This is a genomic window from Pseudomonas graminis (genome assembly GCF_001705435.1).
GTDB lineage: Bacteria > Pseudomonadota > Gammaproteobacteria > Pseudomonadales > Pseudomonadaceae > Aquipseudomonas > Aquipseudomonas graminis_B.
Genome location: NZ_MDEN01000061.1, coordinates 103556 through 119649 on the forward strand (window position 1 = coordinate 103556; position 16094 = coordinate 119649).

The window sequence follows — 16094 nt, forward strand, 5'->3', positions numbered from 1 at the left end:
AGCCAGTTTTCATAGCCAGGTTCAACCGCGCGTACGCGGCAATGCCAGTTGCAGAAGACGCTGTTCATTAGCCTCTTCCCGGGACAATTCGCCGGTGATGGCGCCTTCACTCATGACCAGAATGCGATCGGAAATGCCCATCACCTCCATCAGGTCGCTGGACACCACGATGACCGCGATGCCATCGGCAGCCAGGTTATGGATGATCTGATAGATCTCGGATTTCGCGCCGATGTCGATGCCGCGGGTGGGCTCGTCCAGCAGCAGCACCTTCATTGGCATCGACAGCCAGCGGCCCAGAATGGCCTTCTGCTGATTGCCACCCGACAGGAACAGCATCTGCTGCTCGGGCGAAGGCGTCTTGACGTTCATTGATTTGATCTGGTGCCGGGCGTTGTCCCGCTCCCAGCGCCCCTGGATCAGGCAACCCAGGCTGAGGTGCCGAGGCCGCGCGCCGATGTTGATGTTCTCCGCGACACTGGAGAGCGGCACGATGCCTTCTTTCTTGCGGTCTTCCGGGCACAGCAGAATGCCGGCGTCGATGGCGTCACGGGGTGAACGCAGGTTCAGCGGCTTGCCTTCCAGCTGCAAGGTCCCGGCCTGACTGCGCGTGAGCCCCGACAGCATGCGAAACATCTCGGTCCGACCGGCACCGACCAGGCCGAAAAAGCCGAGAATCTCGCCCTTCTCCACGGCAAAACTGGCGGGCTCCTGCAAGCCCGGACCCATCAGGCCGGTCACCCGCAGGCTCGGCCCCTGGTGCTGACGCGGCCGATAGTTATAGATGTCCTGAATATCGCGCCCGACCATGCAGGTCACCAGGCGGTCATGGTCCAGATCGGCCATGTCCTCGAAGGTGCGCACGAAGCGGCCGTCTTTGAACACGGTGACGGCGTCGCAGACGCGGAAGATTTCTTCCATCCGGTGGGAAACGTAAAGAATGACCCGGCCTTCATCACGCAGCCGGGTGATGATCGCCATCAGACGATCGATCTCCCGCGCCGACAGGCTGCTGGTGGGTTCGTCGAACGCGATGACGTGGGCATTGCGCGACATGGCCTTGGCGATTTCCACCAGTTGCCGTTGACCCAGGGACAGATCACCCAGGCGCGTGTTCGGGTCGATCTCGTCGGCCAGGCCTTTGAGCAGTTCCCGCGCGCGGCGGACCATCGCCCGACGGTTGATCATGCCCCAGCGATTGGGCATGTGACCAAGCAGCAGGTTTTCCGCCACCGACATTTCCGGGACCAGATGCAGTTCCTGGTGAATCACCGCCACGCCGGCCGCGATGCTGTCGGCAGTGGATTTGAACGCCAGGTGCTGATCGCCGATCTGCAGATCGCCGCTGTTGGGTTGGTAGGAGCCGCCGAGAATCTTCAGCAGCGTCGATTTACCCGCGCCGTTCTCGCCCATCAGCGCGTGAACGCTGCCTGGCCGAGCTTCGAAATTGATGTCCGACAGCGCCTTCACGCCGGGGAAGGTTTTAGCGATCCCGTTGAAGCGCAGGCTGCCGCCGTGCTGGATCTGTTGCTGAACCGATGCCTGTTGCATGAACCACCTCCACCCCGCCCCACCCTTGTCGGGTGGAGCGAGGCCTCGCAGATATCCGCCTGATTGCCAGGCGTCCCGACTCGACTGCCGCGCTTACTTGTACAAACCGAGCGGGGTCAGCACGTCCTTGAAGTTGCCGCGATGAATCAGGGTCACGTCATCCATGGCGGTGTATTTAGGCGGTTCTTTGCCGGTGGTGACCCACTCGTACACCATCAGCGCCGTGTTATAGCCCTCTTTGTCAGGGCTTGGCAGCATCGACCCGTAGAAGCCGCTTTCCTTCTTCTTCAGTTCATCGATGGCGTCAGTGCCATTGATACCGATGCCGATCACGTTGGCCGGTGCGAAACCTGCCCCCGCCGTGGCCCGCACGCCACCCAGAACGGTGTTGTCGTTCATGCCGCCGACAATGAGGTTTTTCGCCCCGCTTGGAAGCTTGGGCAGGGCAGCGCCGGTGGAATCCATGCTGCCCGGCACATCGAGGGTCTTCTGTGGTGCGAAGAGGATGTGATCCTCAGGCAGCCCGGCTTTCTTCAACGCATCCACCGAACCGTCGGTGCGCTTCTTGCCGGTGTCCAGCTCGTTGTAGGTGTTGATGATCGCGTAGGTTTCTTTCCAGTCCCACTTGCGATTCTTCGCTTCGTCGGCCATGGCGGCGCCCTGTTTCTGGCCGACTTCGAACGCGGCCATGCCCAGGTACGGCACGTCTTCCATGAACTTGCCTTTGGCATCGACGAAACGGTCATCGACGGCCATGACTTTCAAGCCGTTGGCCTTGGCTTTGGCGACGATGGACGGGCCGAGGGAAACATCAGGCGGGCAGATGACAAACCCTTTGGCGCCGTTGGCGGCGAGGCTGTCGATGGCAGAGAGTGTTTTTTCACCGTCGGGAACGGCGATTTTGATGACTTCGAAACCGTGTTCTTTACCGGCCTTTTCGGCGAACTGCCATTCGGTCTGGAACCAGGGCTCTTCAGCCTGCTTGACCAGAAAACCAATCTTGACCTTTTCGGCGTCGGCGGCGGATGCACCGGCGCTCATGCCCAGAATGGCGGTGGCAACAGCAGCACAGCACAGGGAACGAATCCCGTGGCGACTCAACATAGCTAACTCCTTATTTTTATTGACTAGCTACAGCGTTCAGCAGTGAGTGTCGGGGCGGCATACAGCTGGAAACAGTGCAGGCCGCTCGACTGAAAACAGTCATATCATATTATCAATGAAGCCTATGTAACCGAGTGTCACACCCCTTTAGCACAGGGTTTGGATCATCCCGCGAAGCGGTGTGAGGCCATGCCCTTGACGCCGATTTCCATCTGAATCACAGACCCGTCCAGCTCCAGTGCGCCCTCCGCAGGCCGCGCGCTGGTCACAAATAAAGTGGTCATGTCGGGCCCGCCGAACACGCAGCTGGTCGGGTGACTGACCGGCAGTTCGACGATCCGGTCAACGCTGCCATCGGGGGCAAAGCGGATCAGGCAACCGCCATCCCAGCGGGCGTTCCAGACAAACCCGTCTTCGTCCATCGCCGAGCCATCGGGTGCGCCGCGAGCATGCTCATGGGCCCAGACTTCCCGCTCGCCGAGGGAATGATCATCGTTGATCGGGTAGCGATAGATCACGCCGTCCAGGGTGTCGGCGGTCAGCACCGCTGAACCGTTTTCCGGCCAGACCAGGGTGTTGACGATGCCCTGACCTTGGACCAAAGGAGCGACCGAGCCATCGCTGTCGACGCGGTAAAGCCCGCCCGAGCGACGCTCGATAGGCAAGTCGTTGCCCTGCTCGTCCAGGTTGTTCTGCATCGTCCCCAGCCACAGTCTGCCGTGCCGGTCGCAACGGGCTTCATTGGCACGGTTGCCCGGCACCGGGTCGGCTGCGCACAGCAGAGAAACAACGGGCTGATGGAACGGGGAATCAAGGTCGAGACGATGGACGCCGCTGGCCAGGGTGACCAGCGCATCACCTTGCGTGGTGGGGATGAAGGCCGAAACCGGCTCGCTGAATTGCCAGTGGGACAGCGTGCCTGCATGCAGGCGCAACGCACGGAAGCCGGCGATATCGACCCAGTACAACGCCTGCTGGGCATGATCCCAGAACGGCCCTTCGGCCAATTTGAAACGCTGGTCACAGACCGGCAGCCATTTCATGAACAATTTCCTGCTTATTATTGTAGGTCCGTGAGCCACTCAAAAAGCTCACCTGTAGAACGTCAAACTGGCCTGTTCAGGACTCGCGCGCCAGCGGTTGCTCCCGTGAACGCGCAATCACTTCACCCGCGTTTTCAATCAGGCTCATGCAAGCCCAGACACCCCGCGCCGAATCCCGGTTGGCGATGGCATCCGCCAGATCCTTATGCAGCGGCAAGGTTCTGCCGAGCTCTCCGGGCACCCCCGACGACACTTCGAACGAGATCGCCAGCAAGGCGCCCAGTGCCGGCAACATCTGCTCGATGAACTGGTTATGACTGGCCGCCAGCACCGCTTCATGGAAACGTTGGTCCGCAGCGTTGTAATCACTCGGGTCCGCGACGCTGGCCGCAAGCCGCGCATAGGCCGCCTGAATCCCGGCAATCTGCTCCGGTGTCGCCCTTTCACAGGCCCAACGCACCGCCATCGGTTCTATGGCGCGCCTCAAATCTAGCAGGTCCAGCACAAAACTCTGGGGCAGGCCTTTGGCCGCCAACCAGCCCACGACTTGTGGGTCGAACAGATTCCAGCTGCGTACCGGCATGACCCGCGTACCCACTTTGGGCCCGACCTCCAGCAACCCTTTGGCCACCAGTGTTTTGATGGCTTCGCGAATCACCGTACGGCTGACCCCGAATTCTTCACCCAATGCCGCTTCAACCTTCAGCGACTGGCCCGGCGTTACATTGCCTTGAGCAATCCAGGCTCCCAGACGGTCTACCGTCGACGCGTGAAAACTGCTGCTCATTGATCCGCCCCTGTCTGCGTTGTGTTCCGCAAATCGAGGCTAATGATCATACGATTAGGAGTCAAACGCCTGTACAGACGGGCAATCCTGGGCTAGACCTTCCCGGGTCGTAACCGACACGGCCTTTCGCCAAATAGTATTACAATTTATTTTTAAAGCGAGTGCTTTTGATCTATAACTCGAAATATCAGGGCCGACCGGCTCAAATAGTATGACCAATCAGCCGTCGCTGCGCCTTCTTCGGTGGCGACGGGCTGCAGCATCCCGCGCAACAAGGGTGCTGCCCTGAGCGGGACCCGCGACAACGTCCACAGCAACATGCTCATAACTACCTCCCATAAGAAGAAAGGATCAACGCAATGAGAAAGACGCTCATACCTGCCCTAGGCCTGTCGCTGATGGCCGCCGCCCTGCAAGTGCACGCCGCCGGACTGACCACCGAACACGGTGCGTTCGGCAAACTCGCCGATGGCACCCCGGTCGAGAAATACACCCTGCGCAACAGCCAGGGCATGCAGGCGACCGTGATCACTTACGGCGGCACGCTGCAGTCGCTGCTGGTACCGGACAAGCACGGCAAGGCTGAGGACGTGGTCCTGGGCTTCGATGACGTGGACGGCTACGTCAAAGGCACCGCGTTTTTCGGCGCCACCATCGGCCGCTTCGGCAATCGCCTGGCCGGCGGCAAGTTCTCCCTGGATGGCAAGAGCTATCAGGTGCCGCTGAACGACAAGACCAATTCCCTGCATGGCGGCCCGAAAGGCTTCGACAAGCAGATCTGGAAGGCAGAAGAGGTCAAGGACAAAGGCTCGGTCGGGGTCAAGCTGACCTATGTCTCCGTCGATGGCGAGATGGGTTTCCCCGGGACGTTGAAAACCGAAGTCACCTACAGCCTGAACGACAAGAACGAGTTGCGCATTCAGTACCACGCCACAACTGACAAGCCGACCGTGCTCAACCTTACCAACCACAGCTACTTCAACCTGGCCGGCGCTGGCAACGGTGACATCCTCGACCAGGTGGCCGTGGTGCACGCAGCACGCTATACGCCGGTGAACGAGACGCTGATCCCGACGGGTGAGCTGGCGCCTGTGGCGGGCACACCGCTGGACTTCCTCAAGCCTGTCGCATTCGGCAAGCGCATCCGTGAAGACAACGTGCAGCTCAAGTTCGCCGAAGCCACGCAGGGCGGCTACGACCACAACTGGGTGCTCGACACCAAGGGCAAGCTGTCGAATCTGGCAGCGGACGTGGTCGATCCGAAGTCCGGTCGCCGTTTGCAGCTCTTCACCACCGAGCCCGGCGTTCAGCTATACACGGGCAACTTCCTCGACGGCACCGTCAAAGGCAAAGGCGGCAAGATCTACCCGCACTGGGGCGCATTCACCCTGGAAACCCAGCACTACCCGGACTCGCCCAATCAGCCAGCCTTCCCTTCCACTCGCCTGGACCCGGGCAAGTCTTACACTCAGACCACTGTGTTCAAATTCCTGAACAAGTAACCATTTGAGTGTAAAAACGGTGCGGCAGGACGGCTTTCATCGTCGTCCCCGCCGCATCGCGTCCTGCTTCATGCCGCCATGGCGCCGCTGAAACCGCTCAACACCGGGGGTTTGCCATCCATTTGTGAGGGTGGCCGACGATTCGCTCACCGTTCTGTACTAAAGCTAACCGTTTGGCTTAGAACGGTAATTTCGAGTGAATTTTCCCGGCGGTGACGACTCAGTTACAAAGAGAGTGACTGATAGGGAGGTTTGCAAGCGTGGCACAGTACAAGCATTTCAGAATCGATTATCTGCTGCACGGCAGTTACAAAAGCTTTTACATCAGCGCCGAAGCCATGGACAACGCGTCGGCCTGGCACTGGGCCTCGGTGGATGCCGGGTTCGGTCAGATTCCAAAATACCGCTCGGACCGAGTCCCTAAAGTGACCAAGCCAAAAGCCGAGCAACTGGGTCTGACCGATGTTGAGTGGGCCGAGTCCTGATCAGCTGATCAGGACTTCTTACCCGCTAACCTGTTCGCTTAACCACCTGATTGCTCCCTACGGGAATCTGCCTTGGCAGGGCGTCATTGTCGTCGTCCTGCCGGGCATACCGTCGGCCCATCCCTCCCCCGCGTTAACCCGCTCAGTCCAGGCCTGATCCGAAGAGAATTCTGACGATTAGCTCGCCCCATCGACGCCATTAGCAAACCTGATCATTAAACGACCATTGCAGCTAAAGCCTTGCAACTACAGGCTTACAGAAACTTATCCACAGAGATATTCACGCTTTCCGTGGACAACTTTTTCAACGAAATGGCGTTGACTTTATTGCCCTCTCCAGCCTAGCCAGCTTTCTAAAAAAAATCCTGTCCATCCCGACAACAGCCTGCTTCAAGCGGCGCTGAGTACCCTTGCCAGTGTGGCCTTGACCTTGCCAATCCCGTCGTGCAGCGCCTGCTCGATTTCCGCCATCGTAATGACCGCTGCCGACTTGCCGGCGGCCGGATTCACCACCAGCGCCAGGCAGGCGTATTCCAGCTCGAGCTCACGGGCCAAGGCCGCTTCCGGCATGCCGGTCATGCCGACGATGTCACAGCCGTCGCGCTCCAGACGCGCGATCTCGGCCACGGATTCCAGGCGCGGGCCCTGGGTGCAGGCGTACACGCCGAAGTCGCTATGGGCGCACCCTTCAGCGGCCAGTGCTGCAATCAGTCGAGCCCGCAGTGGCGCGCTGTAGGGGAAACTGAAATCGATGTGGGTCACGTGCTCCAGGTCATCGGCAAAGAACGTATGTTCGCGACCGCTGGTGTAGTCCACCAGATCATGGGGCACGCAGAAATGGCCGGTGCCCATGTCGGGATGAATCCCGCCGACGGCGTTGACCGCCAGAATCGCCTCGGCCCCGGCCTGCTTCAGGGCCCAGATGTTGGCGCGGTAGTTGACCTTGTGCGGCGGAAAGCGGTGCGGGTGCCCGTGACGCGCCAGAAACATCACCTCGCGGCCGGCGTATTCGCCCAGATGGATATCGCCCGACGGCGTGCCGTACGGGGTATTCACTGACAGGGACTGACGAATCGTCAGCCCGTCAAGCTGGGTCAGGCCGGTGCCGCCGATAATTGCGTAAACAGTCATGGGGATTCCTTATTCGATCAGTTGAGCAGCGCGCAGGGCACTCAGCGCCGCCAGCCAGCTGGGGTGCTGCCGGTATTCGGTGGACGCCATGCCCAGGCCGCGCATTCTGTGAAGTCGCGCCGCAGGAGGCGAGACTTTCATGCGCTGCGCCGCGCTCAACGCGAGCTCAGCCGCCGCCCGGTCGTTGCAGACCAATCCCATGTCACAGCCTGCAGTAAGCGCCGCCTCGATGCGGCTGGCAGCATCACCGACAACATGGGCGCCGGCCATCGACAGGTCATCGCTGAAGATCACGCCGTCGAAGCCCAGCTCGCCACGCAGGATGTCCTGCAGCCAGCGGCGGGAAAAGCCCGCCGGTTGCGAATCGACCTGGGGATAGATCACGTGGGCAGGCATGACTGCGGCCAGGTGTTTGCTCAAGCGCTGAAAGGGCACCAGGTCATTGGCGCGGATGGTTTCCAGACTGCGCTCGTCATGGGGGATGGCCACGTGAGAGTCAGCCTCGGCCCAGCCATGCCCGGGAAAATGCTTGCCCGTGGCGGCCATGCCCGCCGCGTTCATGCCACGGATAAAAGCGCCCGCCAGCATGGCAGCCCGCTCGGGGTCGCCTTCGAATGACCGGGTGCCGACCACCGCACTGCGTTGATAGTCCAGATCCAGCACCGGCGCAAAGCTGAGGTCCAGCCCCACCGCCAGCACTTCGGTTGCCATCAGCCAGCCGCAATGCTCGGCGAGGCTGTCGGCATCCGGATGAGCCGCAATGGCGCGCATCGGCGGCAGTCGCACAAACCCCTGGCGCAAGCGCTGCACCCGTCCGCCCTCTTGATCGACAGCGAGCAGCAATTCGGGACGAATGGCACGAATGGACGCGCAGAGTTCACGGACCTGCCGTGGACTTTCGATGTTGCGCGCGAAAATGATCAGGCCGCCCACTTCGGGCTGACGCAGAAACTGACGGTCTTCGGAGGTCAGCCAGGTACCGGCGACATCCACCATCAGGGAGCCTTGCAGGCCAGAACTCATAGGAAGATCCTTCAACTACCAATGCTCAGGCCGGCATGGTGAGGGATCGAAGGATGTGATGCAAATTCCGCCACCGCCAGCCGGTGACGGGCCTCAGACCTTGGCAGGCACCGGTGTCGGGGTTTTGGTCCGGGGGCGCAGTTGCGCGGTAAGCATGGCGTTGTCGGTGACGCCCGATTCGGCGCGCATGCCGGCCGCCAGAAACGGCACCATGAGGCGCATGACCTGCTCGATGGACGTGTTGACGCCGAAATCGGTCTCGGCGATGGCCCGCAGTGCTTTGATACCGGACATGCTGAACGCGGCAGCGCCCAGCATGAAGTGGACCCGCCAGAACAGCTCGATGGGGGGAATGCGCGGTGCGGCTTCATTGACCAGTAGCATGTAACGACGGAACACCTTGCCGTACATGTCTTCGAGGTAACGACGCAAGTGGCCCTGGCTCTGACTGAACGCGAGGCCCAGCAGGCGCATGAAGATGGACAGGTCGTTGTTGCTGCGCGGCTGAACCACCAGCGCTTGTTCGACGAGGATTTCCAGCAACTCTTCAAGGGTGGGTTTGTGTTCAGGCTTGGCCTGACGGCGTTCCAGCTCGCGGTCGAGACTGACGCAGAACGGCCCGAGGAAGCGGGAGAATACCGCCTGGATCAGGGCCTTCTTTGAACCGAAGTGGTAGTTCACCGCTGCCAGATTGACTGACGCCTTGCTGGTGATGAGCCGCAACGAGGTTTCGGCAAAACCCTTCTCGGCAAACAGCTGCTCCGCTGCATCGAGAATTCGTTCAACTGTTTCCGACTGAGCCATGGTTCAACGCCTGACAAACACGTGTTTGAAACATACGTTTCATACCCGGCACTGTCAACCCTGAGCGTCGCTTTCCGTCCGGTCAGTCACGGGCATTTAACCATACAAACCGGGGCCTGTAGCCATTCATTGCACGGGGTGATTACAGACGTCGCGAAAAGGATCATTGCCAAGACCCAAGCACTGTATATAATCCCAGTCACTGTATAAAAAGCCAGAGCGATGCACATGATCAAACTGACGTCACGCCAAGCCGAGATTCTGGACTTCATCAAGCGCTGCCTGGAAGACAACGGCTACCCGCCGACCCGCGCCGAGATCGCTCAGGAGCTGGGCTTCAAATCGCCCAACGCTGCCGAAGAGCACTTGAAAGCACTCGCGCGCAAAGGCGCCATCGAAATGACCCCGGGCGCTTCCCGCGGTATTCGCATTCCCGGCTTCGAAGCCAAACCCGATGACAGCGGCCTGCCGATCATTGGCCGCGTCGCAGCGGGTGCGCCGATCCTGGCCCAGCAACACATCGAAGAATCCCTCGCCATCAACCCGGCCTTCTTTCACCCGAGTGCAGATTACCTGCTGCGGGTACACGGGATGAGCATGAAAGACGTCGGCATTCTCGACGGCGACCTGCTGGCCGTCCACACCACCCGCGAAGCGCGCAACGGCCAGATCGTAGTGGCGCGAATCGGCGACGAAGTCACGGTCAAACGCTTCAAGCGTGAGGGCAACAAGGTCTGGCTGCTGGCCGAGAACGCCGACTTCGCACCGATCGAAGTGAATCTCAAAGATCAGGATCTTGTCATTGAAGGCTTGAGCGTCGGCGTGATACGTCGATAAGGAGAACGTAGATGCAGCTCCCACAGACACCGCAACAACATGCACAACTGCCACTGTTCGAAGCATTCATGGCGCCCGGCCTGCCCATGCTCGACGTCCCGCTGCTGCAGGTCCCGACGCTGGCAGAGATTGCCGAGTCGCCCTGGAGCAACGAGCCGGAAGTCTTCAGTGAACTGTCTTTGCGCGGCGCTGCCGGGAACTGCCTCAACTTGCTGGCGCCGATTCTGCGTGAGCTGAGCCAAGACACCAATGATCGCTGGCTGACGCTGGTGGCACCGCCTGCCAGTGTGACCCAGGCTTGGCTGCGTGACGCCGGTTTGAATCGGGAACGTATTATTCTGATGCACCCGCGAGGAACCCAGAGTGCGCTGGAACTGACCCGTGAAGTCTTGCGCCTGGGCCGCAGCCATACGGTGGTCAGCTGGATCAATCCGATCTCGGGCAATGCGCGCCAGCAACTGGCAAGCGCAGCACGTATCGGCGACGCGCAGAGCCTCAACATTCGGCTGGGCTGATCACGTCGGCAGCACTATTCAGGGTATTTAGAGCATGTAGGCGCTTCTTGAGGATTGAGAAGCGGGATAGCGTGTGAGCGACCGGCAGATTCCGAGGATCAATGCAGGACGCGCGGCCCGTCTTCATCCTTGGTCAACTCACCTTCGGCCAGCCGACCTGCCATCTGCACACCCACGCTGAGCATCGCCTTGGCGACCTCAACGTGTTGACCCTGCAAAAACGCCTTGGCGTCTTCGGAGAAATTCAGCGTGACGAGGGACCCTTCGTCTTCAGCGCGGCGCAATTCGATGCGGCCGTCAGGCAGTTCAACAATTTCCAGAAACGAAGTTGGCATCAGAGCAGTTCTCCACGAAAGGCCGGCATTGTAACAGCCAGACGACTCAGCCCCTAGCCCATCGATCACTCCGTGTCAGCACTCGCTCAGGCCTTCTCTGAACCGGATGGCCAGGCTTTTGATCTGCTGACGCCAGCTCTCCATCTCTTCCCGCGTCAATGGCTGCTCAGGCTCTTCTTCGGCGCCCACTGAAATGATCAAAGGCTGCGTGACATCGCCTTTCGGCTTTCGCGGCGCGCTGGGCGGCATAAACAGCGCACGGTACGAAGCCAGCAACTGCGCCAGCCACGTTTCGCGGTTGTGGGCGAGCTCGACCAATTCGCCCATTTCCGGAATGGCGATGGCTTCCAGTACCTTCGGTGACAGCAGGTCCTCTGCACGCGGCGTACTGGCCTGCGGCAGCCGGTAATAGCCGGCGATTTCATGGCACAGCCCCAGCAACGCACCATACAAATGAAAGATCGCGGACTCACGCTCGGCCTGCTCAAGCCCTTGGGCGTTCATGGCGCGACTGTCTCTGGCCTTGGCCATCGCTTCCAGGGCGAGACCTGCAAAGAAAATCTTCTGATTGGTGCGGGTATAGAGTTCGTGAGCCATGACAGCGGCCTCTGTAGAGATGAGTGAATCGCAACGCGCCTGCGGCCGGTCAACCGCAGACAAAAAAATCCCTCGGAGCGCAAGAGCACGCCGAGGGATTCTTTTAACGCAAAGCGTCGGGGCTGACCAGTCGGATCGAGATCAAACGATCAACGCTTGTCCTCGACCTTCCACTTGCCGCCGTCGTAAAAAGCACGCCAGCCAGTAGGCTTGCCCTCCACTTCGGTCTGCACGTACTGCTCCTTGGATTTGCGGCTGTAGCGGATCACCGCCGGACGACCATCGGGATCCTTCTTCGGCGCTTCGCACAAGAAGTGGTACTTAGGATCGATCTCGTCCTTGTGCGGCGCAATTTCCATGACCAGGGGTGCACGGGTCTCGCGGTTTTTCGGGAACTGGCTGGCCGCCAGGAACAACCCGGAAGCACCGTCGCGCAGGATGTAGGTGTCGTCGACCTTGTCGCACTTGAGCTCCGGCATCTTCACCGGGTCCATCTTCGGCGGCGCCGCTTCACCGCTTTTCAGCAGCTTGCGGGTGTTCTTGCAGTTGGTGCAGCCAAAGAACTTGCCGAAACGGCCGGTCTTGAGCTGCATTTCGCCGCCGCACTTGTCGCACTCGACGCTCGGGCCCTCGTAGCCCTTGATGCGGTACGTGCCCTCTTCGATCTCGTAACCTGAGCAATCCGGGTTGTTGCCGCAGATGTGCAGCTTGTGCTTCTCATCCAGCAGGTACGCATCCATCGCGGTGCTGCAGATCGGGCAGCGATGCTTGCCACGCAGTACGCGAGATTCGGACTCACCCTCATCGTCGTCGGCGATTTCGTCGCCCGGCGTGAGGTTGACCGTGGCCTTGCAGCGCTCTTTCGGCGGCAGGCTGTAGCCCGAGCAGCCAAGGAATACGCCAGTGGACGCGGTACGAATCTGCATCGGGCGGCCGCAGACCTTGCACGGGATGTCAGTCATCACCGGCTGGTTGGCGCGCATGCCGCTGTCGGGTGCTTCGGCCACTTCGAGTTTCTTCTTGAAGTCGCCGTAGAACTCGTCGAGGACGTTCTTCCAGTCGCGCTGCCCGTGGGCCACGTCGTCGAGGTTTTCTTCCATGCCGGCGGTAAAGCCGTAGTCCATCAGGTTCGAGAAGCTTTCGGACAAACGCTCGGTGACGATATCGCCCATCTTTTCGGAATAGAAACGACGGTTGTGCAGGGCCACGTAACCACGGTCCTGAATCGTCGAAATGATCGCCGCATAGGTCGATGGACGACCGATGCCGCGTTTTTCCATTTCCTTGACCAGGCTCGCTTCCGAGTAACGTGCAGGCGGCTTGGTGAAATGCTGGCTCGGGTCGAGCTTGATCAGCTTCAGCTTGTCGCCCTGGGCCATGTCCGGCAGTACGTCATCATCGCCCGGCTTGCTCATTTGCGGCAGCACGCGGGTGTAGCCGTCGAACTTCAGGATGCGGCCCTTGGCGCGCAGCTCGAAATCGCCAGCCGCGACGCTGACAGTGGTCGACAGGTATTGCGCAGGCGGCATCTGGCAGGCCACGAACTGGCGCCAGATCAGCTCGTACAGACGCTCGGCGTCGCGTTCCATGCCGGTCAGCTTGCTCGGGTGCGTGTTGACGTCGGAGGGACGAATCGCTTCGTGAGCCTCTTGCGCGCCTTCCTTGCTGCTGTAGACAATCGGCGATTCCGGCAGGTACTTCTTGCCGAACTCGGTTTCGATGTAGGTGCGGGCCATGGCCACAGCGTCAGCCGACAGGTTGGTCGAGTCCGTACGCATGTAGGTGATGTAACCGGCTTCGTACAGACGCTGGGCCATCATCATGGTTTTCTTCACGCCGTAGCCCAGGCGGTTGCTCGCAGCCTGTTGCAGCGTGGACGTGATGAAGGGCGCCGACGGCTTGCTGCTGGTCGGTTTGTCCTCACGCTTGCTGATGCTGTAGGCCGAGGCCTTGAGCTTCTCCAGCGCCGCCATGGCGGTCGCTTCATTCAGCGGCTTGAAGGCTTCGCCTTTCTCGCGAGCGACTTCGAAGCGAACGTTGGCGCCCTTGGCGGTGCCGAGGTCTGCGTGGATCTCCCAGTACTCTTCCGGGTTGAACGCACGGATTTCACGCTCGCGCTCCACCACCAGTTTCACTGCCACGGACTGCACACGGCCGGCCGACAGACCGCGAGCGATCTTCTGCCACAGCAGCGGCGACACCATGTAACCGACGACGCGGTCGAGGAAACGGCGTGCCTGCTGCGCATTCACGCGGTCGATATCGAGCTCGCCCGGCTTCGAGAAGGCTTCCTGAATGGCTTTTTTGGTGATCTCGTTGAAGACCACACGCTTGTAGCGCGAATCGTCGCCGCCAATGGCTTCGCGCAGGTGCCAGGCAATGGCTTCCCCTTCGCGGTCCAAGTCCGTCGCGAGATAGATGGTGTCGGCGTCTTTGGCCAGGCGGCGCAATTCGTCGATCACCTTCTCTTTGCCGGGAAGGATTTCGTACTTGGCCTTCCAGCCGTGATCCGGATCGACACCCATGCGCGCCACGAGCTGGCGCTTGGCCTTTTCCTTGGGCGACAGGACGGGCGCTTCGGCCACGGCCTTGCCGCGCTTGGCAGCAGGCTCTTTGGAGGCGCTAGCCGAACCGCTGGTGGGCAGGTCTCGGATATGGCCGATACTCGACTTCACCACGTACTGGTTGCCCAGGTACTTGTTGATGGTCTTGGCCTTAGCCGGGGATTCCACAATGACCAGCGATTTGCCCATGGATCGGAAAATTCCTAATGCGAGTAAAAAAGACGTCAGAGCCGTCGAGGCCCCGCTATATATAGTGGCTGAAAGGTGAGGTCAAGCAATGGCTGCTGCGAGGTCCCGCCTCAGGGCCGGGGAAAAAGATCCGGTTCGGCCTGGACCAAAGCAAAGCGCGGCACTTGCTCGCCGTCAACCTCAACTGACTGCAGAAACATGCTCAAAGGGCGTACCCACAGGCCGTATTCGCCGTACAGCGCCTGATAGCACACCACTTCTTCTTCGGTCTCCGAATGCCGCGCGACACCGATAACACGGTATTCAGGGCCTTTGTAGTGACGGTAGAGACCTGGCTGTAGCGGCATGCGGGGAACCTCGGGTGTGACAAGAAAAAAAATGGCGAAAATACATTTCCGGAAAAAAACAAAAGCCGGGGCACCAGGCCCCGGCTCGCACACTGACACCGTTTAGACGCGTTCGAATACGGTGGTGATGCCCTGACCCAGACCGATGCACATGGTGGCAACACCCAGGGTGCCGCCATTCTGCTTCATCACGTTGAGCAAGGTGCCGGAAATCCGCGCCCCCGAGCAACCGAACGGGTGACCCAAGGCGATGGCGCCGCCGTGCAGGTTAACCTTCTCGTCCATCTTGTCGAGCACTTTCAGATCTTTCAGCACCGGCAGGGCCTGCGCAGCGAACGCTTCGTTAAGCTCGAAGTAGTCGATATCGGCGATGCTCAGCCCGGCGCGCTTGAGCGCTTTCTGCGTCGCCGGAACCGGTCCGTAGCCCATGATTGCAGGGTCGACACCGGCCACAGCCATCGAGCGGATCACCGCCAGGGGCTGGATGCCGAGGTCCATGGCGCGCTGGCCGGACATCACGATCATGCACGACGCACCGTCGGTGATTTGGGACGAGGTGCCGGCCGTGACCGTACCGCCTTTCGGGTTGAACGCAGGCTTGAGGGCCGCCAGGCTTTCCAGCGTCGTCTCCGGACGAATGGTCTCGTCGTAGTCGAATATCTTCAGGAAACCGTTCTCGTCGTAGCCCTGCATCGGGATGATTTCGTCCTTGAATTTCCCTTCCAGCGTGGCCTTCTGCGCGAGTCTGTGGGAACGCACACCGAACGCATCCTGCGCCTCACGGGTGATGCCGTGCATCTTGCCCAGCATTTCGGCGGTCAGGCCCATCATGCCGGAGGCTTTGGCGGCGTACAGCGACATGTGCGGGTTCGGGTCGACACCGTGCATCATGCCGACGTGGCCCATGTGCTCGACACCGCCGATGACGAAGACGTCACCGTTGTTGCTCATGATGGCCTGCGCCGCCGTGTGCAGCGCGCTCATGGACGAACCACACAGACGGCTGACCGTCTGTGCTGCGGAGGTGTGCGGAATCTGGGTCATCAGCGACGCCATGCGCGCGATGTTCCAGCCCTGCTCCAGGGTCTGGTTGACGCAGCCCCAGATCACGTCCTCGACTTCCGCCGGGTCAACCTTGTTGTTGCGTTCCAGCAATTTGCTGATCAGGTGCGCCGACATGTCTTCGGCGCGGGTATTGCGGTGCATGCCACCCTTGGAGCGGCCCATCGGTGTGCGACCAAAGTCGACAATCACGACGTCTCTCGGATTCAAGCTCATAT

General features: G+C 60.4%; 16 protein-coding genes. 4 read left to right on the forward strand and 12 right to left on the reverse strand.

The annotated features are described in order from the left end of the window. Positions 1-21: 21 nt before the first annotated feature. The 4 genes from araG to BBI10_RS11195 all read right to left on the reverse strand — a co-directional run bounded on the left by araG (position 22) and on the right by BBI10_RS11195 (position 4485). Positions 22-1551: an L-arabinose ABC transporter ATP-binding protein AraG gene (gene araG / locus BBI10_RS11180; RefSeq protein ID WP_065988563.1), complete on the reverse strand. Its 1530-nt coding sequence runs from the start codon at positions 1549-1551 to the stop codon at positions 22-24. A gap of 93 nt (positions 1552-1644) precedes the next feature. Then, the gene (locus BBI10_RS11185; RefSeq protein WP_065988564.1) at positions 1645-2655 is read right to left on the reverse strand and encodes a substrate-binding domain-containing protein; all 1011 of its coding nucleotides are present in this window, start codon (positions 2653-2655) and stop codon (positions 1645-1647) included. Positions 2656-2819: 164 nt separating this feature from the next. Continuing rightward, on the reverse strand, positions 2820-3698 hold the full coding sequence (locus BBI10_RS11190; RefSeq protein ID WP_065988565.1) for an SMP-30/gluconolactonase/LRE family protein: 879 nt from the start codon (positions 3696-3698) through the stop codon (positions 2820-2822). A 76-nt stretch (positions 3699-3774) separates the two neighbouring features. Further along, on the reverse strand, positions 3775-4485 hold the full coding sequence (locus tag BBI10_RS11195) for a FadR/GntR family transcriptional regulator (RefSeq protein ID WP_065988566.1): 711 nt from the start codon (positions 4483-4485) through the stop codon (positions 3775-3777). Between the two features lie 359 nt (positions 4486-4844). On the opposite strand from BBI10_RS11195, the gene BBI10_RS11200 reads away from it, so the two are divergent. Both BBI10_RS11200 and BBI10_RS11205 read left to right on the forward strand, forming a co-directional pair. Beyond that, positions 4845-5987, forward strand: a complete 1143-nt coding sequence (locus BBI10_RS11200; protein ID WP_065988567.1) for an aldose epimerase family protein — start codon at positions 4845-4847, stop codon at positions 5985-5987. Between the two features lie 260 nt (positions 5988-6247). Then, entirely contained in the window at positions 6248-6472 is a 225-nt protein-coding gene (locus BBI10_RS11205) for a DUF6555 family protein (protein WP_037011182.1), read from the forward strand. Between the two features lie 390 nt (positions 6473-6862). Here BBI10_RS11205 and BBI10_RS11210 read toward each other — a convergent pair whose 3' ends face one another. From BBI10_RS11210 to BBI10_RS11220, 3 genes are all read right to left on the reverse strand, one after another. Beyond that, the gene (locus tag BBI10_RS11210) at positions 6863-7603 is read right to left on the reverse strand and encodes an S-methyl-5'-thioinosine phosphorylase (RefSeq protein WP_065988568.1); all 741 of its coding nucleotides are present in this window, start codon (positions 7601-7603) and stop codon (positions 6863-6865) included. A gap of 9 nt (positions 7604-7612) precedes the next feature. Then, the gene (gene nagZ, locus BBI10_RS11215) at positions 7613-8614 is read right to left on the reverse strand and encodes a beta-N-acetylhexosaminidase (protein ID WP_208600751.1); all 1002 of its coding nucleotides are present in this window, start codon (positions 8612-8614) and stop codon (positions 7613-7615) included. 105 nt (positions 8615-8719) lie between these two features. Next, positions 8720-9430: a TetR/AcrR family transcriptional regulator gene (locus BBI10_RS11220; protein ID WP_065988570.1), complete on the reverse strand. Its 711-nt coding sequence runs from the start codon at positions 9428-9430 to the stop codon at positions 8720-8722. A 228-nt stretch (positions 9431-9658) separates the two neighbouring features. On the opposite strand from BBI10_RS11220, the gene lexA reads away from it, so the two are divergent. Both lexA and sulA read left to right on the forward strand, forming a co-directional pair. Beyond that, positions 9659-10267 (forward strand): transcriptional repressor LexA, encoded by a 609-nt coding sequence (lexA, locus tag BBI10_RS11225; protein ID WP_065988571.1) that lies wholly within the window; start codon positions 9659-9661, stop codon positions 10265-10267. Positions 10268-10278: 11 nt separating this feature from the next. After that, positions 10279-10782, forward strand: coding sequence for an SOS-induced cell division inhibitor SulA (gene sulA / locus BBI10_RS11230; protein ID WP_065988572.1), 504 nt, complete (start codon positions 10279-10281; stop codon positions 10780-10782). Positions 10783-10880: 98 nt separating this feature from the next. Here the strand turns inward: sulA and BBI10_RS11235 are convergent, their stop codons facing one another. The 5 genes from BBI10_RS11235 to fadA form a co-directional block, all read right to left on the reverse strand. Continuing rightward, positions 10881-11117 carry a hypothetical protein gene (locus BBI10_RS11235; protein WP_065988573.1) on the reverse strand — a complete coding sequence of 79 codons (237 nt, stop codon included), beginning with the start codon at positions 11115-11117 and terminating at the stop codon, positions 10881-10883. 75 nt (positions 11118-11192) lie between these two features. Next, a complete protein-coding gene (locus BBI10_RS11240; RefSeq protein ID WP_065988574.1) occupies positions 11193-11714 on the reverse strand; it encodes a DUF6586 family protein in 522 nt (173 codons plus the stop codon). Between the two features lie 149 nt (positions 11715-11863). Beyond that, a complete protein-coding gene (gene topA, locus BBI10_RS11245; protein ID WP_065988575.1) occupies positions 11864-14467 on the reverse strand; it encodes a type I DNA topoisomerase in 2604 nt (867 codons plus the stop codon). A 110-nt stretch (positions 14468-14577) separates the two neighbouring features. After that, the gene (locus tag BBI10_RS11250) at positions 14578-14814 is read right to left on the reverse strand and encodes a DUF1653 domain-containing protein (protein ID WP_065988576.1); all 237 of its coding nucleotides are present in this window, start codon (positions 14812-14814) and stop codon (positions 14578-14580) included. A 102-nt stretch (positions 14815-14916) separates the two neighbouring features. Beyond that, on the reverse strand, positions 14917-16092 hold the full coding sequence (fadA, locus tag BBI10_RS11255; RefSeq protein ID WP_065988577.1) for an acetyl-CoA C-acyltransferase FadA: 1176 nt from the start codon (positions 16090-16092) through the stop codon (positions 14917-14919). Positions 16093-16094 lie beyond the last annotated feature (2 nt).